A 20,505-nucleotide genomic window follows, 5' to 3' on the forward strand; every position below is an offset into this window, starting at 1 on the left:
GGATTATGAGTCCGCAGCTCCGGCATGTCAGCCAGTGTAAGCGGGTACTAGATTCTGCCGGTTTGTGCAGGCCAACGCCAGTTTGAGCTCGGGCCGAGTGTCGCTGCGTGTCGACCTGTATCGGGCTTTACGTGGGCAACGGAGCCCAATCGGAGACGACGTGCCCGTCCATTCGGCAGCACCTTTTGCCGCTGGCAGAGCCACCATGCCCTCCCCGCTAACCGGCGCGGCATCCCCTCCCGCACCGCCAGAATCGCCAGCCACCCCCAATGCCCAAGACACTCACGTCACCCTGCACCGCGGCATCTACCGTCCAGCCGAAGGAGAACTTCATGGCTGGCAACGTCTCCACCGCTTCCGCGCCGTCATGGCCTTCGCCACCGTTGACACCGCCGATCACCTCGGGCCACTCTGGTCCGACAGCTGCACGCCTCAAAGCCGACACCGGCACCTGATCACCCGTCGCTGGAGCGTCAAAGGCTCCCGACGACGCCAACTTGGGCTCAGATACTCAGTGCACCCGCTGGGGATCTGAGCCCAAGTGTTGCCGTCGCGCGGTCGTCGTGATCTCACTGGACACGAACGACCAGTGTGGCCTCCACACCTGAGGATCTTCGCCGCGCGTTCCTTGTTGCGATCCTCGCTGGCCGCGAACGGCCACCGCTTCACGCAACGCGAGTACACGCCAGGTACCTTGCGGGAGTTGGGATCCTCGCTGGCCGCTGACGACCAAAGCTACGAGATAGATTCTCGGCCTTTCGTCGTGATTTCCTTCGTTGCAATCCTCACTGGCCGCTGACGGCCAGCGCTACCCTGCCGTCGTCGCGACTTCACTGGACGCAACGACCAGCGAGGCCTCTCCTCGTGAGGATCTTCGCGGCGCGTCCCTTGTTGCGAACCTCGCAGGCCAAGAAGGGCCAGCGCGCCGCCAGTCAGCTTGTTGACCTTGTCCTGGGTGCCGTAGTTGCGATCCTCACTAACCCCGGGCGACCAGCGCTTCGGTGGCGCTGATCGCCGCCGGAGTGCCCAGGGTGGTGTTGCGATCCTCGCTAGCTGCGGACGGCCAGCGCAGCGACAGGTAAAACGAGCGGTGTAACTCCCGATTATGGGAGTGCACCTCATGACCGACATGCTGTCCGGCGTGGAGAACGCTACGGACTCGAAGCCCTTGACCGGTCTGAGCAGCTTGACCACACTGGTGTACCACAACCTGCTGACCGAAGCCGCCCCGGCGGTCAGCGAGAGCCTGCCCGAAGCCACGCCCCAGGTCTCCCTGCTCTGCTGGCACGTGAGTACACCGAACACGCGTGGAACCAGACACGGATCGCTAGGGTAGCTGGATGTCCTGGTCGTTGAGCTATCAGAGTGCCCGTAACCCGGAGCTCACTGACGCGCTTCTCCTCGCGGCGGGAAAGACTTTGTATCTCGCCAACGCCTTCGAAGGAAAGTGCAAGTACGTCTTGAAGATGTTCAACTTCGCCGAAACAATCAACGCCGACCCCGTCTTAACACTTGAGCAGGTGTTCGCTTCCCTCCCCAAGGACAAGATGCTCGGCGGGACCCTGCAAGACATCATGCAGCTCAGCATCGGAAACGACAGCTCAACGGCGGCCCTCCTCGACAAGGCTCGAAGGGCGCGAAACTTCGTCGCACACGAAGGCGCCGCAGTCGGTGCGATCTGGTTGCTCCGAAAGCAGGCTGTCGTGCAGCGTGCGAGTCTCCTCCGGTCGGCGGTCAGCGATCTCGCCGCTGGCGACAACCTGGTGTCCTCCTGGTGCCACGAGATCGATGAACGGGAACCAGCTCCCCAGGGGCTCAAAGCGGACTACCCTGCCATGGTCGACAAGTGGGTTTTCAGCAGCCTGGACGTCGCGTTGGCGTCCGTCGACCTCGCCGACGATCGCGAGCCGACACTGCGTGAGCAACTCAATTGGCGGGCTGAGGCCTTGGCATCATCGAGGAACCAGCTGAAACGAGAAGCGGAGGAGCCGGACGCTCCCCGTCGAGTCGGGCTTGGAGCTGAACGCGACCGCTCCGTCGAATAACCGGCCGAAGGAGGTGCGCATCGAAGCCCAGCCGCCACGACAACAACCTCGAGCGGTGCTGCGGACGGGCAGCGCTGCTTCACGTTCGTGCTGTACATGCCGATCGAGATCGTATTGCGAGCCGCTGACCGCGAACGACCAGCGCTGCCTGCGCCGTGCAGTCGGCGCCGGCCGCCCCGCCGGAGTTGCGAGCCTCGCTGGCCACAGACGGCCGACGCTGCCCGGGTTCACCCGCACGCAGCCTCACCATGGATTGCGCGATCTTCGCTGGCGGCGGACGGCTAACGCTGCTCGGTTTCGCGGCCTCCAAGTTCGCCGTGTACTGCGAGTTGCGATCCCCGCTGACCGTCGACGGCAGCGCTGCCGCAAGGCGGCGGAATTGCCGAAGGTGTCCATAGTGTTGCGATCCTCGCCGGCTGCGGACGACCAGCGCTGTACAGGGCGACTACTCACCCCGCTGCCGACACCGATGCTCAACCCGATCTTCAACGCGTCGAGGCGAGCTTTGACCAGGTCCGCGCCGGTGAGCTCGGCGGTGGCTGGCCACCACAACGCCACCACCACCGCCGCCGCAGTCAGCACCGCGATCACGCCCGCGGTGGTCCACATCGCCGTGCGGGTCAGCTCAGGCAGCCGCCGCACCGACGACGACGTCGGGATCGGTGGGACGGGAATGCTGGCAGCCGGGGGGCCCGCGTCATCGGTCATGACCTTCATCGTCGCGGAAGATCGTGCCGTGGGTGAGGATCTTCCCTCCGAACAAGGCGAGGGCGGTGAAGACCGCTTCGTCAAGCAATAGCGAACTTGTTCATCACTTCAGGCCTTGTCAGGTGCTGGCGTGTAGTCCTCGAATTCCCAGCGGCCGTATCGAGCGAGCTTGGCGGAGACTTCGTTCCAGTCGGCTCCGGTGCAGGTGGCGACAAGGTTCTGAAAATAGGTCTGCAGCGCTGGCCAGTCGAACGTATCGACGATGACGTGGTGACGACCGTTCCGCAGTCCGTCTTGCTGGACCTGCTGGTGGAGCCATCCGGGAGTGCAGACCTCGAAATCAAAGGACTCCTCACCTGGCTCGCCGACTGGCCCGGCAAGCATCTGGACCAGGAAAAGAAACCGATCGGGATCGTCCGGAACGTAGGTGTCGGGTTCCATGTCGGGTGTGTGCAGGTAGCGAATCTCGGCATGCATGCGTTCCTCCAACAACTAGGTCAACCCGTGACGGCACGGTCTTCTTTGTAGCCGTTCAGGCCGCAGACCTCGAAGAATCCGATTGGCTGTGTCTGTGAGCTCCGCTGCGCGAAGTGTAGCCTTCGCCCGCCCGGCGAAGGCATGGTCCTCTGTGAGGGCTGCCCGGATCCTGCCGGAAAGCCGCACCCGCTGCCGACTGCTACGCGTTGCTACCCGCGTCGACAGGCCTTTCGGCATTTTCTGAGGGACGGAGGGATCGGGCATGGGCTTCGCCGATCTAAGCACTGGAGGGGAGCCTCTCTCACGGCATGCCAGTGCTGACTTGATGACAGGCTTTGCGGTATGCCTGGTGGTCGAGATCTAGTCGGCGGCGTGCTTCGCCTTTCGGTCCACGGCTCCGATGGTGAAAGGGGCGAAGGCTTGCCCCTGCAAAGTCGCCTTCTCGAGGAAGGTGTTGCCGGCAAAGGCCGCCCCTTTGAACATGGCGTGGCGGACGAAGGTCGTGTTGGTGAACCAGACGTCACTGTTGAAGGTAGCGCGGCGGAATCCACAGCTCTCGAAGGTCGTCCTGTCGAATATCGCGCCACCGGTGAATGTCGCCCCGTCGAAGTTGGCGGCGCGAACGTGCGCCTCGGTCAGCATGAAGTTGAAGAGCTGGGCGCCAGCAAGGTCAAGCGTGAGCGATCCCCAGTAGGAATCAGTCTCTGCAGGTTGGAGGTGCTGGGCGAGGAGACGCTGAGCGGCGATGCGTACCTCGCGCTCTTGGAGCTGCTTGCGGTATTCCTCTTGCAGATCAGCACTCGCGTCGTCCTCAGGAGGGGATCCCAGGGCCGAGAACGGCATGCGGAGGTAGGCGCACAGGACGTTGACGATGGTCTGCCGCTGGGACTCGTTGTCCCGCGCGAGGCGCTCGAGGGCGTAGAGGCCGCTGAGCCGAACGGGAGCCTTATCGGAGCCGAGCAGTTCGGCGGCTTTGGTGTAGAGCTCGGTGATCCGGCGGGATGCAGCGTCGGCGCGAGCGTCCGCGGCGACCTGCTCCTGGTGGGCGAGTGTGTTCGCGGCGGTACGTTCGGCCAGCTCATGCGCTTCATATTTGGCCAGCAGGTCGAGTTCGGTCGAGCGCTGCCGCCGGATGCCCAGCCACAGCACCAGCACGCCGCCGAGGCCGACGCCGAGGGTGCCGCCGGTACGGATCACCTCCAGCTTCGTACCGTCCACGCCGATGCCGAACATCAGCCACACCGCGCCGACCGCGACCAGCAGCATCACGGGGATCCCGACGGCGATCACCCAGCCCGGGATCGGCCGCAGCACCGGCCGCACCTCGCCCGTCGACGCCAGCGTCCCTGGGCCCGCCGCTCGGATGGACTCCGGCAACCGCCGCACCGACGACGACGTTGTGGTCGTGCTCGGCGGCGGGCTGCTGGCGGCCGGAGGCCGCGGGTCGTCGGTCATGACCTTCATCGTCGCGGAACGCGGGTCAGGCGTTTCGACTGAGTACCAGGGAGTCGACACTGGACAACGTCGCAGCCAAGATCGCCGCCGCTGCGGCTGCGCTTCCAGCCGCGTAGACCGGCCAGCTACCGGGGGGCATGGCTTCTCTTTGCCTCCTGGGCGAGGGCCACGGCTTCCGCGCGTCTCTTCAGGTTCAGCTTGGCCAGGAGGGAGGAGACGTAGTTCCGCACGGTTTTCTCCGATAGGAACAGCCGAGTTGCGATCTCCTTGTTGGTCAGCCCGTCACCGATCTGTTCAAGGACCTTGCGCTCCTGGGGACTCAGCTCAGGAAACGCCGGAGCCATCTCGCGCAACCGGGTCATCGCCACCTCCGCCACCCTGGCGTCCAGCAGCGATTCGCCCATTGCCAGCGTCCGGACGGCCGCGATGATGGTTTCGCCTCGGGCGTCTTTGATCAGGTACCCGGCCGCGCCAGCCGTGATCGCGTTGATCAAGGCGTCCTCGGAGGTGTAGGACGTCAGCATCATGCACGCCGGTGGCGGATCCACACTCGCCCGGACGAACCGGCAGACCTCGATCCCGCTTTCGTCGGGGAGTCGGATATCGAGGATCGCCACATCCGGTTTCAACACCGGGATCCGTGCTCTCGCCTCGGCCGCGGTAGCGGCCTCGCCGATCACGATCATGTCCGGCTGGCTCTCCAGTAGCGCCCGCAGTCCCGTGCGGACGAGCTCGTGGTCGTCCAACACGAAGATCTTCAAGGTGGCCGATTCCGGCTGGTGTTCCCCGTGGCCGTTCGCCCCGGTGGAGGTACGGCGGCGTGTCTCATCGCGTGTCACGGCGCTATGGATCTGGCGGTCTTGTGCGTCGCGCACCGCCTGGACCACTTTCGGTGCCGGCGGCTCGATCGGTGGTGGCTGGGCCGCAGCGGCGTCGTGGACTTCTTGATCCCGGCGCATGACCTGCCAGCGTTGTTCCCATTTCAGCAGGTCTCCGCCGCAGGCGGTGACGAAGGCCTTCACCACTGCCCAGGCCGGCACCGCGCCCCCAGCCGCAGCCTGGGAGAGGACCGTGACGGAATAGTTGGCCCGCGCTGCCAGAGTCCGGTAGGTGGGCGCGCCAGCGGCGCGGCGCAGTGCACGAAGTTCCACAGCGAACTCCGCGACCGGGCCGCGTGTCATATCGAGGGGCTTCTCGCCGCGAGGCATACGAGACGTACCTGCGATTCGGTGCGCCCGCGGGTTCCTCCGCGGACACACCGAACTCGACTCAGGTCAGCAGGTGACCACGTCGGCGCCGGACCAGAGCACGGCCGATGCCCGAGCATGTCGCGATCGCCACGGCTGCGGGCACGGCGACCACGATAGGAAGCCCCTGGACGATGAGCACCTCCACGAAGCACGCGATCAACCCGAAGCTGATCAACTTGAACGCGTGAGTGGAAGCGCACAGAGCCAAAGAGGATCTGGGCACAGCAGAAGAGGGCGCTCTCGGGCGCCCGCGTGAAAGCGGGACCATCTCAGAACCTTTCTCTCAACCGGAATGGGCTGCGCCGCGACGACGAGCCAGCACCGGCCGTGGAGTGAGCGCTCCTCGACCGACCTCGTCCACATCGCGTCACCCGCCATCGTCCTGCAAAACACCCCAACCGCACCAGAGCGCGATGTTTTGACTTCGCTCCGCGTTGTTTGGTCAACATCCACCACGTTGTTTGCCCCAGAGCAGGACTGTTGCCCCCTCCGCTGACAACCAAGATCCCTGACACTGAGACCCGGACTGAGCCACTCTTACCGGAATGGGCACAGACCTCGGCGGGTCTCCTGTGAGCGCAGGAGACCCGCCAAATTTCTGCCCTGCCACGTCGAGACTGGCGCGGACGCGCTGCGCAGCCGGAAGCTGGCAGTAAACGAACGGGCTTCCGAACGTCACGACCTGGCGGAACGTCTTCGTTTCCCCCCGATGAGGGCGAGTTCGGGATGCGATCGTTTTCCGAACACACCAAGTCAGCCAACCTGGCCCGAATCACCGCTGTCGTTGGAGGCAAATGTGGGATGGAAAGGCTCACTGTCCAACGTTGCTCCGTCGAACCCGGCATTACCGGTGAAAGTCGCCTGGTCGAGCCCTGCGGCGCCGGCGAAGGTCACCTCACTGAACCGGGCGGCGCCGGCGAAGGTCGCCTTGTCGAACCAGGCGTCGCCGGAGAAGGTGGCTTGACGAAAAATGCTGGTTCCGATCCGGGCTTGGGCCAAGGTGAAGTCGATGAGCTTGGCACCGGTGAGGTCGAGGTCAAGCTCACCCCAATAGGCGGCGCCGCGGGCGGGGTTGAGGTGGTCGCTGAGCAGACGTTGGGCGGTGAGTCGGACTTCGCGTTCCTGCGACCTCTCGCGGTAGAGCTCGCGTTGTTCGGCGCTGGCACCCTCGTCGCGATCCGTCTCGACTGGGAGGTCGTAGGGCATCCGAAGGTAGGCGCAGAGGACGTTGACGATGGTCTGGCGCTGGGACTCGTTGTCCTGGGCGAGACGCTCGAGAGCGTAAAGGCCGCTGAGACGGACCGGGGCCTTCTCGGACCCGAGCAGTTCGGCGGCCTTGAGGTACAGCTCCGTGATCCGGCGCGCGGCCGCGTCGGCGCGGGCATCGTCGGCAACGCGTTCCTGGTGTACCTGGGGGGTGGCAGCGACGTCTTGCTGGTGGGCGAGGGCGCGTTCGCGGTTGTCGAGGTCTGCTTCGGTGGAGTGCTGGCGGCGCCAGGCGAGGTAAAGCGCGACCACGCCGCCGCTGCCGACCCCGATGCTCAACCCGATTTTCAGTGCGTCCAGCCGGGCCTTCACGAGGTCCGCGCCCACGAGGCCGGCGGTGGCCGGCCACCACAGCGCGATCACCGCGCCCGCGGTGAGAATCGTGATCGCCACGGCGGTCATCCACATTGCGGCTGGCGTCAGCTCCCGCAGGCGTCTCCCGGTCACGGATACCGGGGTGCTTCTGGTCGCGGGCCGCAGCTCATCGTTCATGACCTGAATCGTCGCGGAAACCGGACGAGACGTTGCAGGTACAAGGTGATCACCTCGGCGACGCTGTCCACGATGGTTGCGGGCATGCCGAATCCGGTGAGCTGACGGGCAGCCGCGCGCGGGGTGGACAGAGCTGGGTCACGTCAAGTGCTTCGGCTGGGATCGAAAGTCGGGCGTAGACCGAGAGTGTGCAGCAGCGGACGGAGTTAGTGCTGCGGTACGGGCCCGGTCGCTGCAACGACGGGTTCGTACCGCAGATCCGGTGCTTCGCCTAGGCCAGACGTTCTCCCGGGAGCCCCACCGCGGCGAGACCGGCCTTCCCAGACCGGTTCCATGGCGGAACCTTCCTTACTATCGCCAAAACCGCAGCTCACGGCAAGTTTCTGTACATAGGGTGTACATCACCCGACCGGGCCTGGCAGCGGTGGCGCACGGTCTACGGTGCAGGAACCCGCGTTCTATTCCGAACATTCGGAGGATAACTTCGCGTTTCACGGGCTGGATCGTGTTCACCCCTCAGATGCTGTGGTGCACATTTCTGGACATCCCGGAGGCGCCGAGGGCGGACGTGAAGGGCCCTGGTGTGCACACAACGGCACAGTGCCAGGGGCGCGCTCACCGGGCGGGCGGTCATAGTGTTGGGCTCAACCGCTTCGCATCCCTTTGCCGGAGTTTCGTGGCTGCAACCACGCCGGGACCCGGGGCTAGGGGCGGTGCTGTTGATCCGAAATTCGCCTAGGCCACCCCGAAAGAGGTCACGACTCATGTGCCCGTCGCGGGGTTCTCCCGCCGACCTGTCTCCTCCCACCCGTCCCCCGGCCCAGCCGGTGCAGCTCCTCTGTGTGCTGGGGTTGCTGATGGCCTTCGCGCTCGTCATGACACTTCTCGGCAACCCCGGTGCCGCCAGCGTCGGCTACGCCGTGGCGCTCGGCACCGCCGGCCGCCGCATCGCCGGATGAGCCCCGCCATGGACGAACTCACCACGGCCGGATTCCCTGACGGCGACGACTTCGCCGACGCCACCACCGAAGCCGACTACATGCGCGTACTGCGAAAGCTGCAGGTCCACGCCGGCTACAGCACCAACGAAACCTCCCTGAAGTGGAAGAAGGCCTTCCCGAAGACCAGCCGCTCCCGCACCTGGGGCTACAACCTCCTGCGAGGAGACAAGCTCCCGTCGCAGGCCGCCCAGCTCAAAGAGCTGCTGACCGTGTTCGTACAAGCCTATGAACACCGCACCCCCACCGTGGAACGCACCGTCGCGGCCTACCTCGAGCCAGGCGTCCGGCTCATGCAGGACCACGCCCACCGCAAAACCGAGGAACGCCTGCGTAAACAACGCGCCCGCGCCACCGCGACCTCGCCCAAGCAGGAGGACGAGGACAACACGACGCCGGAACCGACGCCCGAGTTCGGCCCCTTCCCCATCATCAGCGACCAGGGAGTCATTGACGTCAAAACCGCGTCTTCCCCAGCGCCAGCTGGCTCAGCGAGGGCCCGCCGCCAGCCACCGACATGCCCAGCATCACCACCACGAACACCGGCACAATGTCCAACACCGGCAACGGGCACCGTAATCGCTCACCGATCGTCGAAAGGCTCGTCGTCAGGCTCCTCATGGGAGGAGGAACGTATCTGGCCGTAGTGGGGTTCTCAATTGGCGTCTTAGCGTTGGCGGTCTCGTACGTCGGTCCAGAGTGGGGTTTCGGTACCACCGGTTCCGGGTTGAAACCGGTCAGCGGCAGCGCCGTCACCCAGCACCCCGACGGGAGCTGGCAATGGGACAACATCGGCATCCACCCCGCCAACACCACCTTCACCCTCAACGACACCGCCAAGCGGTACCTGGGCGGAAAACTCAACCGCGGCCCCGGATGCTCCGAGGCCATCGTGGCGTGGACCTTCCAGGCCGACGGCGTCACCATCGCCCACGGAACCCTCGACAAGGGCACGACCGCCAACGACGTCACCGCAACCCTCGTCGGCAACGCCCAGCACCTCACCTTCACCGCCAGTCGAAAGGACTACGACAACTACAACGCCGCCCGCAACGGCGACTTCCACTGCACAGCAACCCTGAACTGGAGAAGCGAACTCAGCTGACCAGGCTTCGGGCACTATGCGGCTGCCTCGGGCAGTGTCAATCCGTCCGTCGATACGGTCACGACCGGATCCTGTTGTTGGAGTAGGCTACGGCTGACGGATTGGCTTGGTGGTCGTGCCGCAGAGGAACCTCTTTGCCCCACCGGGAAGGGAGTTCCAGCAGCAGACGGTGCGACCGGTTGACGACCAGAGTGCGAGCGTGGCCCAGTTCGTCACGATGATCGACCAGCAAGCGCAGCGCCACCGTCGCGTCATCAACCTGAACGTGCCGTAAATCCTTGGTGCGTAGAGCAACCACGGCAACCGAGTGCGCGTTGAGCGGGTCGGTCTTACGGCCCTGGCCGTTGGCGAAAACCCGCACCCGCGCCGAAAGTTTCGTCGGCACATCGATCACGGCCTCGCCGTCAGCGACCAGGCGCTGCGCGAGATGGCGCCCGATGTCGTATTCGTCGTTCATGACGTTCATCCGTCGCGAAATATCGAGGCGGCGTTAACGAGACGGGGTGTCCGGAGCTGGCTCGGGACACCCCGTTGCGGGCTGACAAAGTCCCTGCGGGCAACACGTAATTGTCCATAACATGACGCTCAGCCCGCTCCGGGCACTGGAGCGTCATCGGCTACCGCCCAGGGCTCCGCGATCCCTGTGCGAGGTGACCCCCGTAGCCCGGTTTTCCGACCCTGTGTCCCCTTGCCCTCTAGCACTAGAGAGTAGAATGCCTGGTCGGCGAAGTCAGCTGCCTGAATGGCAAGGCCCACTGACGTCCGTAGATGTCCAGCCATATCTGCATGGGTCGTCATACCGTTCGTCAGGCAAGAGCTAGCGAAAGCCGGGCACATCCTAGGTCCTGCCGCCCGGGTAGGAGGCTCCGATCGCCAGCGCGGTTGGCACGATTCCGGGCAGTGGTGCGACTGTCGACGCCCTTAAGCAGCGCGCCAAGGGCGGGGTCCTATCGGTGCCGTGCCCTCCGCCGCAGACGGCGATGTTGCTGTGGCACCTCGAGCAGTACGGCGTGGCCGACAGCGACGAGGTCTGTCCTCGCCAGCCACAACTTCCCCCGGCTGGCCGAGCGTCGTCATATCGCAAGCCGATCGACGACCACTGTAGCGGCCGCTGCACGGTTTCCGACGATGTAGAGGTGACCGATACTGCGCCGCCGCTCCCCACCTTGAATGACCTATCCGCTCGAGAGGAGGAACTCATCGAGGATGCCCGCAGTGGCTCTGAGCTGTTGTGCAGCAGCCTACGATGTCACCTACTGGCGTCTAGCACTATGACGGAACACCGGATCCGTGCTGGCGTAATCCGCGAGCTTTTGATGGGACTACATGGTCGACTAGACCCTCACGGAGTTCGGGTCCGGGGTGCGCGCATCGTCGGCAAGCTCGACCTGGACTACATCGACACAGCCTTTGGACTCGATCTATTGGGCTGCGCCGTCACCGAACCGATCACAGCACGTGGCGCCCACCTAGCCAGGCTTGTCCTGACAGCGAGTCATATTGGCAGCCTGGATGCGAATGGCCTGCGATTGGACGGCGGGATGGAGCTCGTTCGCGTGCGGCTCATCGGCCACAACGCGAAAATCTGGTTGTACGACGCAAGCATCGGCGGCGTTTTAAATTGTCGCCAGTTACACGCCGATCAATTGGACGGTCCTGTTGTGTCCGCCGATCGCTTGCGAGTGGGCAGCAACCTGCTTTTGGAAGGTGCGCGGATCACCAGCAGCGGCGAGGAGGGTGCCGTTCGCCTACCCGGCGCACACATTGGCGGTCAGTTCAACGCCACGGGGATGCGCGTCGACAACTCGGCCGGCCCCGCTCTTTTTGCCGACCGCCTGCAGGTAGACGCCAGCATGTTCCTAGCAAATGCCCGGATCACCGGCAGCGGCGAGAAGGGTGCCGTTCGCCTACCCGGCGCACACATTGGCGGTGGGCTCAACGCCATGGGGATGCACGTCGACAACTCGGCCGGCCCCACCCTTTTTGCCGACGCACTGCAGGTAGACGACGACATTTTCCTGGAAGGTGCGCGGATCACCAGCAGCAGCGAGAAGGGTGCCGTTCGCCTGCTCGGCGCACACATTGGCGGTCAGTTCAACGCCACGGGGATGCACGTCGACAACTCGGCCGGCCCCGCCCTCCTTGCCGACAATCTGCAGGTAGACGCCAGCATGTTCGTGCAGGACGCCCACTTCACCGGGAGCAGGCGGCACGATGCGCTCGGTCTGCGCCTAGCCCGAATCGGCGGCCGGCTCGTTTTCACGGGGACCAGAATCCTCAACGGTGCAGCAAAAGGCATCGATCTCGAAGACGCGCAGGTGGATGGCCCGGTCTTCTTCCCAGCTAGAATCGTGTGTCTTCAGCCTTGGGGCCACTCGTGCCCCAGCTCCCATCTCGTTGGTCTAGATGGCTTTAGGTTCAACGAACTGGCACAGACGGACTGGAGGAGATGGCTTCATCTCATCCGTTTCCACACCGCCTACTACTCGCCCTCGCCGTATCAGCAACTGGCAGCGGTGGAGCGAGCCGCTGGGCACGATAGCAACGCCCGCCACATTCTCATTGCCCAGCAACAGGACCTGCACCGCTTTGCGCCAGAAGAGCTGGGTGGGCGACTGACCCGCAGTTTTCACCAGCTATGGGGGCTGCTGGGAGGCTACGGCTACCGCGCCCGGCGTACGGCCGCTGCCCTGCTATTCGCCCTTGCCGCAGCCGGCGGCCTCGGTCTCTGGGCGGGACACGTCGAGACCAACCCCGGCTACGCAGCCGAACGCACTACCGCTTCTGGCTCACCTGGCCAACAATGCAGCCCAGTTGAACTGATCGGCCTCGGCCTCGACCGCGGCCTCCCCTTCGCCCCAACCGGGCTACGCGCCCGCTGTGACCTGGATACCGCTACTACCTCGGGACAGACCTTCACTGTCGCCGTGTGGTTCATCCAAGCTGCGATCTGGGGTCTAGCCACCCTCGCCCTCGCCGGCTACACCGGCCTCATCCGCAAACCTGCCTGATTGTCACCGAGTGAGCCGCTGCAGACAACATGGTGTCTACCAACGCGGCCGCGAACTTCACCAACGACCGGCTCTGGTTGGTGACCGGGAACAACCTGCGCACCGGCGGCGATATGGCCTCACGGTCGGTGTGGGTGCGGCTCAACCCGGACTGCCTGCCCCCGGCCGGAAGCCCGCACCGGGTTCACTATCCCCAACCTGGACTCCTGGATCCTCGACCCCGCCAACCGGGCCGTCGTGTTGCGGCACGTACTCACCCTGGTGCTGGACTGGACCGCGCAAGGCGTGCCGATCGCCACCGACGTCCCGCAGATGCGGCAGTTCATCCGCTGGGCTCAATACCTCGGGGGATTCCTGCGCCATCACGGAGTCGACGGGTTCCTTGGCAACGCCGACGCCGGCCGCGGCCTGGACGAAGACCACGCCGAGTGGTACGCGTTCCTGTCCACCTGGCGCCAGATCCACAGCGAAGAACCCGTAACCGCGCAACAGCTACGTGCCGGAGCCGAACCCGAGTACGGCGCACCCGACGTATGGAAAGGAACATTCCCCTCCACCGTGACCGGCAAACCACTCTCGGCCAAGGCGCGGAGAAAGAGGCTGGCAGGACAGGTGGACCGGTGGCGCGGCGATCTGGTGTTACGCAGCGACACCGACAAGCACACCAAAATCAAGGTCTACAGCGTCGAACACCGAGCCGATTCAAGCTGATCCCCAAAACAAACACCGCAAACCCCGCAAGAGAACATCCCAATAGGTCCTGAGCTGGGAAAATAGATCGCGGAGATGTGCGGGGTTTGCTCACCCCGGCAAATCCTGCAAACCCCGCAACCTGCGGGGTTTGACCATCTCCTCCACTACCCCAAACCCCGCAAGAAGATCCCCAGATCAAGACCCATTTGCGAGGTTTGCGGTATTGCGGGGTTTGATTCCGCCCTCCCGCGCCACACAGCCCCCACCACCTGCCAGCACACCACCGTGCACGACACGCTCAGTAATCGGATTCGGGGTCGCTGCCACGACTGATCCTCGTGCGCTTCGCATCGACACCGCCGACGAAACCAGTTCAGATTCACGGCCTTGCACTCGCCACCAGAGTGCAAGGCCGCCTTTGTCCTATCTGCCCCGAAAGGTTTGGCCATGGCACCGCATAACACTTTGTCCGGCTCAACCGAGCTGCTCACCATCGCCCAGGTGCTCGACGCAGCTTGGCAGCGACCTGGCCCGCTCCACTTTCAACGAGTGGCGCGCGAAGAAGGTGGCGCCCCGATGCATCAAGCTCCCCAACAACCAGATCCGCATCCGGCGCTCCGATTTCGACAGCTGGCTTGAGGGCCCCACCGAGGAGGCCGCGTGAGTGAAACCAGCTACGACGTCAAGATCTGGAATATCGAGAAGCGGCACGGGAAACGAAGACCTCCTACCGTGTGGTGTGGTTCGTAACCGGGCAGCGCTTCGACGAAAAGCTGGACACATACGTGCACGCCGACAGCTTCCGCTCCCGCGTGCGCGAACACGTCGGTCTGCCCGCCGATCAGTTTCTCGCCCTCGGACCCGGACTCGTCGCAGGCGATCTCCAGGGGCACGCCGCGGATACTGCCTGATGAGATCGACGGCGTCGACCTGGTTACGCAGGTTCAGGCAGCGGCGCACCGGTCTCGAGCAGCGTCTTGAGACTCGACAGGATCGACGGCCAGCCGCCCTTGACCATCTCCAGCGCCGTGCTGCCCTCGTCGAAACCGTCGTGCACCACGGTCAGCTTCGCGGCGACTGGGGTCGGCCAGCGCCTTGAAGACCTCGTCCATGTCGCCATCCTGTCATGCAGCCTCACAGCTGCCTTTGCAGATTAGGCACCCATATGGCTGCATGTCAAGCCGACCTTTTAGGCCGGCATGATCGGACGAGCCATCGGCCAGCACGACGATCCAGTCACCATTGACGTCGTATCCACTAACTCAGGACGGCTCATTGCCGGAGAGCGCGTAGGAGGCATGGAGCAGCCCCAATACATGAAACGCCAGTGCACGGTCAGGTCGGCAATGCGCGATCAAATGGAATGAGGGAATAGCCAGCGCCGTCAAGGCCGCCGCCATACGTACAAGTCGGTCGAACAACGCTTTGGGCAGGTGTAGGAACCCCGCGAGCCTGCACCTGGCATACTCGATGAATTGCGCTGCTGCCGCCTCATAATCCGCGACGGAGCCAGGAGAGTGAAAGGTGATTTTCACATCCAGCTCGTCGCCCATACCGTTACGGCCGATCGACACCTCGAACAGGTCGAAGTAGACGAATTCGTAGCCGATCCACAGCGACAGCATCGTCTTGGCGAGGTCGAACAGCCCATGTTGGTTGTACGGGTTGGGATCGATGAGCTTGACCTCACGGGAAGGCCCGGCTGACAGCAAGATGTCCTCGAGAATTAGGTCTCCGTGGCACGAGTGCTTGGTCGACGTCCATAATACCGGGCGCCACAGTGGGTCCGATTCGACCGCACTCAGCAATGTCTCCAGCGACGGGCAAAGCCTTCCGTTGACCCGGATCCGGGATGCCCGCACCACATCGGCCAGCGGGGTGTCCGTGTCCTTGGTGGCTGCCATCAAGGACACATGCCTGCGCCTGATCTTGTGAATGTAGTCACGGTCGCGGTCCGGCCACCTGACCTCAATCGGAGGACGGGTGTACAGCACGTCCCTCAGTTCCTCGTACAGCCCACATAGCACCGCCGCGAGCTGATCTCCAGACAGTCTTCGTTGGAGCACCAGCTCAGCCACTGAATAGGCAGGAAAGAAACCCGTCTTGAAGACGAACAGGTGGCGACCTTCAACTGCGGATTCTAGCCGAGGAAAGAGCGTGGTGAACTTGTTCGCCGCAGCAAGCCATTCGGCCTCGTTTCGGTGCCGCATCGAGCTGTCAATCTGATCAGCGTGTCGTTCTATCCACACCGACTTCGTGACCACCGGCTCAGGCCCAGCTACATCGAGAACAACCTCACTATAAGAGCCACCGGATAGCCTGATGACGCCATTCTCCGTTTTGGCCGAGCTCAGCACGAGAATTCCCGCCGAGTCGAGAACCTCATAGGGGTTCCAGCGATCGTCGCTCAGCCGTGCCACGATCTCGGGAACGACCCAGTCCGATGTTCTGGGCAGATACAAGCTGAGCTCGTAGTCCGCCGCGGAAACTGCGACCGGAGTCACGCCGGCATCCCCCCCGACAGCGTCGAGATGCACAGCGCTCACGAGGGCGTTCGCGACCAGGCTCCGGATTCTGTCCGGTGGCTCGCCAGGCAGGCCGCGCAGCAGCGACAAGGTCGAGTCGAGTGCCATGGCCGCTTCAGCCCTTGGCCACGACGTAGTCGCCGAGTATGAGGTAGTCGATCTCACTCGCGAGGTAGGTTCCCAGGGCATTACCCGGTGTCTCCACTATGGGCTCCTTAACGTTGAACGAAGTGTTAACGACTGCGGGAACTCCCGTCAGCTCCGCGAATTTCTCGATCAGGTCGTGAAAACGCCCTTGCGATCGGTGCACGGTCTGAACGCGCGCGCTGCCGTCCACGTGGACAGCACCAGGTATCTCGACACGCCGGTTCGCCTCGATGCCAGGGCTCTCCACCATGAACGGCCTGCTCACCGAATCACCGACGAATTGGTACGCGGACTCCACGAGGATGCTAGGCGAGAACGGCCGGAACCATTCCCTCTTCTTCACCTTGGCGTTCAACACGTCGCGTATGTTTGGGTTGCGTGGGTCAGCCAGTATGCTCCGCTGACCGAGCGCGCGAGGCCCGAGTTCACTGCCGCCCTGAAACCAACCGACTACGTTCCCATCGGCTAGCAGCTGTGCCGCCACCGCCGCAGGGTCGGTGTCTTTGTAGTAGCGGTGCCGATAACGGTACAGCCGACCGTACGAAAGTGTCAGCGAATCCTTCCGCAACGCCGCGAGAGTGTCGTCGTCGTCGTACTCTCGGCCGAAGGCGGAAGCCAACGTGCCCACCACAGGGAACTCTCCGGTAAGTTTCCAGTGACCGTACAACGCGTTGCCGAGCGGCTGGCCGCTGTCCGATGCGGGTGGCAGGATAAACAGCCTCAAATCAGGATACGCGGCCCGGACACGGCTGTTAGCCACGCAGTTCAAGGCAACACCGCCAGAAAGGCACAACGCGCTCGCCTTTGTCCTGTCGATGACCTCGCCCACTAAATGCACCAATGCCATTTCAGTCTGTCGCTGGACGAACGCGGCGATATCCCGGGACGCAACCGTCCTGTCCGAGGGGTACAAGTCTCCGAAGTCCAAGCCGCTGCGGCTGGCGAACTCGGCCACTCCCCATTGATGAGTCTGTTCGAGGCGCGACTTCACGCCGCCGCCGGTCAGGTCGAACAGCGGGGCCCGAAACCGCTCGCGGTCACCGTACGCCGCCAACGCCATGGTCTTACCGGACTCTTCGTCGTTGAAGCCGAGGAAGTTGGTGAACGCCTCATAAGTGGACCCGATCCCTTTGTACCGCGGTCGCGTGGGCGCCACCGGGTTGAGTCTGACGATGCCCGAGCGGGACGCGAAGTAGAAGCTCTCCGTGTCCTCGTTATTACCGACGGCGTCGAGGACCAATACGGCGGACTCGGCGTATCCGGACAGGCAATAAGCGCCAATGGCGTGAGAAAGATGATGATCTACCGTGACAACTCGTTCAGGTGGGACCCCGAACGTTGCGAGCCCGCCGTGAAAGCCGTCAGGAAGACAGGCACCTCCGCTGCTGAACACGAATTGGTCTACGTCGTCGACCCGGAATCCCGCGTACTTGAGGCAGTACCGCAGCGATGCCGTCCACCCACTGGAATGGCGATGCCGGTCGATCCGTTCCTCCGAGATCGCCACCACCACGTTTCCGTCAACCATAAGCGCTGCGCCACAGTCATGACCCACGCTCAGCCCAACGACGATGAGCGTCACCGACCCCTCTCCTTATTGACATCGGAAAGCGCGGCCGAAACGGTGTCCGTGAGCAGTTCGACCAGAAGATCGCATTCCAGCTCGGTAATCGTGAACGGTGGCGAGACGAGAATATGGTCACCTTCGACCGAGTTCGCCGTCCCCGTTCCGCCCATGAGAACGATGCCTCGTCGCATTCCCTCGGCGATCACTCGTTCCTGCGCTCGTGCCGCGCGGGGGAACGGTCGCCCTGTGGCCGGGTCTTGAGCCAGCCACACAGCGAGCAAGAGACCGGCACCCCGTACCCCGGCCAGGAAGCGCGACGTTCCACAGGCCACGGCGAGCCGCCGCTCGAGGTACTTGCCCATGGCAGCGCATCTGCGGACCAAGTCGTGCTTCTCGACGTAGCGCTGCACCGCGAGGCCCGCCGCACAGCTCACGGGATTTCCCGAGTAGGTCAGCCGCAAGGCGACCTGTCCGCTGCCCTCCCGGATCGTCGCGGCCACGTCGTCATGTGCGATCACCGCACCAAGTGGCGCGTAGCCACTGGTGATTCCCTTCGAGCAGATCATGATGTCGGGAGTTGCCCGCCAGTTCAGGATCGCGAAGTCAAGTCCCGTCCGGCCGAATCCAGTCACAACCTCGTCTGCGAGGAAGAGGATGCCATACTGGTCGCACACCGCCCGGATTGCCTCGTAGTAGCCTGCGGGTGGGGACATCGCACCGCTGGTGGTGCCACCGATCGGTTCCGCGATAAACGCTGCCACGGTCAAGGGATCCTCGGCTTCGATCATTCGTGCCAGGTCCTCGGCACAGGCCAGTTCGCAGGCCGGGTAGGTCAGGGCGAGCGGGCAGTGCAAGCATTCCGGCGAGGCGATCAGGTGTGGACGGTCCAGGTACGGCCCGAGGCGGGATCGGTGGACGGCATGCCCGCCAACGGCGACGGCGCCGAGTGTGCCTCCGTGGTAGCTGTGCTGGCGTCCGATGACCTTGTATCGACGATTGTCTCCGCGTTCAACGTGATACTGACGTGCGAGTTGTATCGCCATCTCCGTGGCCTCGGATCCACCGCTGGTGAAGTAGAGCCAGTTCAGTCCTTCGGGGGTTCTCGTCCGAATCAGCTCCGCCAGCTCCAACTGAGCCGAGTTTGCGAACGTCCTGCCGCTCGCATAGGCGACCTGGCGTGCCTGGTCAGCCATCGCGCCGCCGATCTCCGCCACACCGTGGCCGATGGTGACTACGTGCGACCCACCAACCGCATCGAGATACTTCCTTCCTTCCATGTCTTGGAGGAAGATACCGTCGCCGCCGGTGATCACCGGCCACGTACCATCCCAATCTCCGTACAGGAGGCCACCGAACGGTTCAGTCATGCTTGTTCGCCCACCAGCTCGAACCAACAGAGGTAGCCACCGAAGGCCAACCGGTCGCCATCTGATATCTCGATGCTTCTGACCGCGGTCCCATTGACGAACGTATCCCGTCCCGCTCCCAGGTCGAAAAGCACGTAACCGGCGCCGTTCCAGCGGATCACGGCATGGAACGGGCGCGCGGACCAGTGCCGCAGCGAGATGTCCGAGTGAGTGCTCCTCCCGATTGTGGCCGCCTGCGTAGCGATTATGGAGTGCCTGCCGTCTGGATGCACGATCCGCGCGGCCAGCGGCGCGACCGTGTGTTCGGCGGTCTGCCGGCGAAACGGCCGAGTGAGAGGTTTCGCGTTATGGCGGAACCGGATTACGGTGTCCCTGAAGACCACGGTCGGTAGCGCCCATTGACTACCGTCGACCTCGCCGTCGGTACTCGCCTGGTACAACGCGCAGCGTCCGGCGCGTACGGCCTCATCAAGCGTGGTCGAGCCTGCCAACAATCTCCCGTAGAACGCTTCCGCGAAGATGGCTGCCGCGCCCTCGTCGAGCGCCGCACGCATTCCCACTGTGGCGTAGGCCAGGCGGGACGCTACGGCCGTAGCAAGAGAACCACCACGCTGTGGTGGAATGTGTGAGTCACACACCATAAGTACAACCAGGTTCAGCCGTAGTCCGGCGAGCAGGCGGCAGAACTCCTCCGCGTCGTAGGCAATGACTTCACCGTGATCGCCCTCCCACAAAATTTTGCCCACACTCCCGTGGGCGATGACATGCAGAGTGTCGCAGCCGAGTTCGCCGATCTCGCGGCGGATTGCTGCCAAACTCCGGCTCCGCGACCAGTGGAACATGGCTGTCGCATCAGGATAGCGCTCGGCGAGCCCGTTCAACCGGCGCCGCTGCAGCTCGATGTTGGTACTCGGGAGATCTCGCGGCATCGCGGTCACTACCAGTACGCGCGGCCTCCCGGCCACGAGCCGATCCGGCATACCTCGAGCGTTCCACTGCGTCCGGTAAACCAGTGATACGGATGGGTCGAGAGTAAGCCAGGTACCGCCGTCGCAGGCCACTTCCCAAGGAATGGCGGAGTGTTCGCCTCTGGCAGGAAGCCAGAGACGATCGATGGGCAGCTGCGCGGACGACACATAGTCGTTCGGTCTCCCAATCCTCGGAAAGGCTTCGCCCAGAGCGTCTCGCAGGATACGCAGGACCTCTGCGCCCAGACGTGGTCGGCGGATATCGGCGAGTGCGGAGGTCAACGGGAGCACGGTGCCCGCATGTGGCGCCAGTCCCAGTGCCTGTGCCTGCTGCATCAGCGATGGATTAGCTGGCTTTGGGCCTGCGACCAACCGTTCCGGCTCTATTGTGTACTCAGCCATCAAGCGCTCCGCTCACCTCTCCATGCCGC

At 63.9% G+C, this 20,505-nt stretch carries 19 protein-coding genes and 1 pseudogene; 9 read left to right on the forward strand and 11 right to left on the reverse strand.

What is annotated here, in order from left to right; genetic code table 11:
* The first annotated feature begins 1,120 nt into the window (after positions 1-1,120).
* From BKN51_RS21170 to BKN51_RS21180, 3 genes are all read left to right on the forward strand, one after another.
* Entirely contained in the window at positions 1,121-1,336 is a 216-nt protein-coding gene (locus BKN51_RS21170) for a hypothetical protein (RefSeq protein WP_146044371.1), read from the forward strand.
* Between the two features lie 4 nt (positions 1,337-1,340).
* Positions 1,341-2,045, forward strand: a complete 705-nt coding sequence (locus BKN51_RS21175) for a hypothetical protein (RefSeq protein ID WP_101609284.1) — start codon at positions 1,341-1,343, stop codon at positions 2,043-2,045.
* Between the two features lie 523 nt (positions 2,046-2,568).
* Positions 2,569-2,844 (forward strand): hypothetical protein, encoded by a 276-nt coding sequence (locus BKN51_RS21180; RefSeq protein ID WP_146044372.1) that lies wholly within the window; start codon positions 2,569-2,571, stop codon positions 2,842-2,844.
* A 17-nt stretch (positions 2,845-2,861) separates the two neighbouring features.
* Here the strand turns inward: BKN51_RS21180 and BKN51_RS21185 are convergent, their stop codons facing one another.
* The 3 genes from BKN51_RS21185 to BKN51_RS44825 all read right to left on the reverse strand — a co-directional run bounded on the left by BKN51_RS21185 (position 2,862) and on the right by BKN51_RS44825 (position 5,836).
* Positions 2,862-3,230 (reverse strand): immunity 8 family protein, encoded by a 369-nt coding sequence (locus BKN51_RS21185; RefSeq protein WP_101609286.1) that lies wholly within the window; start codon positions 3,228-3,230, stop codon positions 2,862-2,864.
* Positions 3,231-3,590: 360 nt separating this feature from the next.
* Positions 3,591-4,685 carry a pentapeptide repeat-containing protein gene (locus BKN51_RS21190; protein ID WP_158255785.1) on the reverse strand — a complete coding sequence of 365 codons (1,095 nt, stop codon included), beginning with the start codon at positions 4,683-4,685 and terminating at the stop codon, positions 3,591-3,593.
* 125 nt (positions 4,686-4,810) lie between these two features.
* Entirely contained in the window at positions 4,811-5,836 is a 1,026-nt protein-coding gene (locus tag BKN51_RS44825) for a response regulator (protein ID WP_158255786.1), read from the reverse strand.
* Positions 5,837-6,000: 164 nt separating this feature from the next.
* Between BKN51_RS44825 and BKN51_RS44705 the strand changes: the two genes are divergently transcribed.
* Positions 6,001-6,123 (forward strand): hypothetical protein, encoded by a 123-nt coding sequence (locus tag BKN51_RS44705; RefSeq protein WP_255414895.1) that lies wholly within the window; start codon positions 6,001-6,003, stop codon positions 6,121-6,123.
* Positions 6,124-6,688: 565 nt separating this feature from the next.
* Here the strand turns inward: BKN51_RS44705 and BKN51_RS21200 are convergent.
* Positions 6,689-7,693, reverse strand: a complete 1,005-nt coding sequence (locus BKN51_RS21200; protein WP_146044374.1) for a pentapeptide repeat-containing protein — start codon at positions 7,691-7,693, stop codon at positions 6,689-6,691.
* Between the two features lie 764 nt (positions 7,694-8,457).
* On the opposite strand from BKN51_RS21200, the gene BKN51_RS43225 reads away from it, so the two are divergent.
* Genes BKN51_RS43225 through BKN51_RS21210 form a run of 3 tightly spaced genes read left to right on the forward strand, consistent with a single transcriptional unit; the run spans position 8,458 to position 9,796 of the window.
* The gene (locus tag BKN51_RS43225; RefSeq protein WP_146044375.1) at positions 8,458-8,652 is read left to right on the forward strand and encodes a hypothetical protein; all 195 of its coding nucleotides are present in this window, start codon (positions 8,458-8,460) and stop codon (positions 8,650-8,652) included.
* 8 nt (positions 8,653-8,660) lie between these two features.
* A complete protein-coding gene (locus BKN51_RS21205; protein ID WP_101609289.1) occupies positions 8,661-9,338 on the forward strand; it encodes a hypothetical protein in 678 nt (225 codons plus the stop codon).
* Between the two features lie 26 nt (positions 9,339-9,364).
* Positions 9,365-9,796: a hypothetical protein gene (locus BKN51_RS21210; protein WP_101609290.1), complete on the forward strand. Its 432-nt coding sequence runs from the start codon at positions 9,365-9,367 to the stop codon at positions 9,794-9,796.
* A 58-nt stretch (positions 9,797-9,854) separates the two neighbouring features.
* On the opposite strand, the gene BKN51_RS21215 is transcribed toward BKN51_RS21210, so the two are convergent.
* The gene (locus BKN51_RS21215) at positions 9,855-10,253 is read right to left on the reverse strand and encodes an IS110 family transposase (protein WP_199193057.1); all 399 of its coding nucleotides are present in this window, start codon (positions 10,251-10,253) and stop codon (positions 9,855-9,857) included.
* An 814-nt stretch (positions 10,254-11,067) separates the two neighbouring features.
* On the opposite strand from BKN51_RS21215, the gene BKN51_RS21220 reads away from it, so the two are divergent.
* A complete protein-coding gene (locus BKN51_RS21220) occupies positions 11,068-12,807 on the forward strand; it encodes a hypothetical protein (protein ID WP_146044376.1) in 1,740 nt (579 codons plus the stop codon).
* A gap of 261 nt (positions 12,808-13,068) precedes the next feature.
* Positions 13,069-13,518 carry a hypothetical protein gene (locus BKN51_RS21225; RefSeq protein ID WP_174720435.1) on the forward strand — a complete coding sequence of 150 codons (450 nt, stop codon included), beginning with the start codon at positions 13,069-13,071 and terminating at the stop codon, positions 13,516-13,518.
* Positions 13,519-14,174: 656 nt separating this feature from the next.
* Here BKN51_RS21225 and BKN51_RS44410 read toward each other — a convergent pair.
* The 6 genes and pseudogenes from BKN51_RS44410 to BKN51_RS21265 all read right to left on the reverse strand — a co-directional run bounded on the left by BKN51_RS44410 (position 14,175) and on the right by BKN51_RS21265 (position 20,476).
* A complete protein-coding gene (locus BKN51_RS44410) occupies positions 14,175-14,393 on the reverse strand; it encodes a hypothetical protein (protein ID WP_233223630.1) in 219 nt (72 codons plus the stop codon).
* Between the two features lie 41 nt (positions 14,394-14,434).
* A pseudogene (locus BKN51_RS21245) lies at positions 14,435-14,572 on the reverse strand (ArsR family transcriptional regulator); the annotation flags it as partial.
* Between the two features lie 190 nt (positions 14,573-14,762).
* Positions 14,763-16,133: a hypothetical protein gene (locus BKN51_RS21250; protein ID WP_101609292.1), complete on the reverse strand. Its 1,371-nt coding sequence runs from the start codon at positions 16,131-16,133 to the stop codon at positions 14,763-14,765.
* Positions 16,134-16,140: 7 nt separating this feature from the next.
* Positions 16,141-17,754, reverse strand: a complete 1,614-nt coding sequence (locus BKN51_RS21255) for a carbamoyltransferase family protein (protein WP_101609293.1) — start codon at positions 17,752-17,754, stop codon at positions 16,141-16,143.
* Positions 17,751-19,106, reverse strand: a complete 1,356-nt coding sequence (locus BKN51_RS21260) for an aminotransferase family protein (RefSeq protein WP_101609294.1) — start codon at positions 19,104-19,106, stop codon at positions 17,751-17,753. Before BKN51_RS21260 ends, BKN51_RS21255 begins: the two co-directional genes overlap by 4 nt.
* Positions 19,103-20,476, reverse strand: a complete 1,374-nt coding sequence (locus tag BKN51_RS21265; RefSeq protein WP_101609295.1) for an FHA domain-containing protein — start codon at positions 20,474-20,476, stop codon at positions 19,103-19,105. Before BKN51_RS21265 ends, BKN51_RS21260 begins: the two co-directional genes overlap by 4 nt.
* Positions 20,477-20,505: the final 29 nt, after the last annotated feature.

This window comes from Amycolatopsis sp. BJA-103 (assembly GCF_002849735.1).
GTDB lineage: Bacteria > Actinomycetota > Actinomycetes > Mycobacteriales > Pseudonocardiaceae > Amycolatopsis.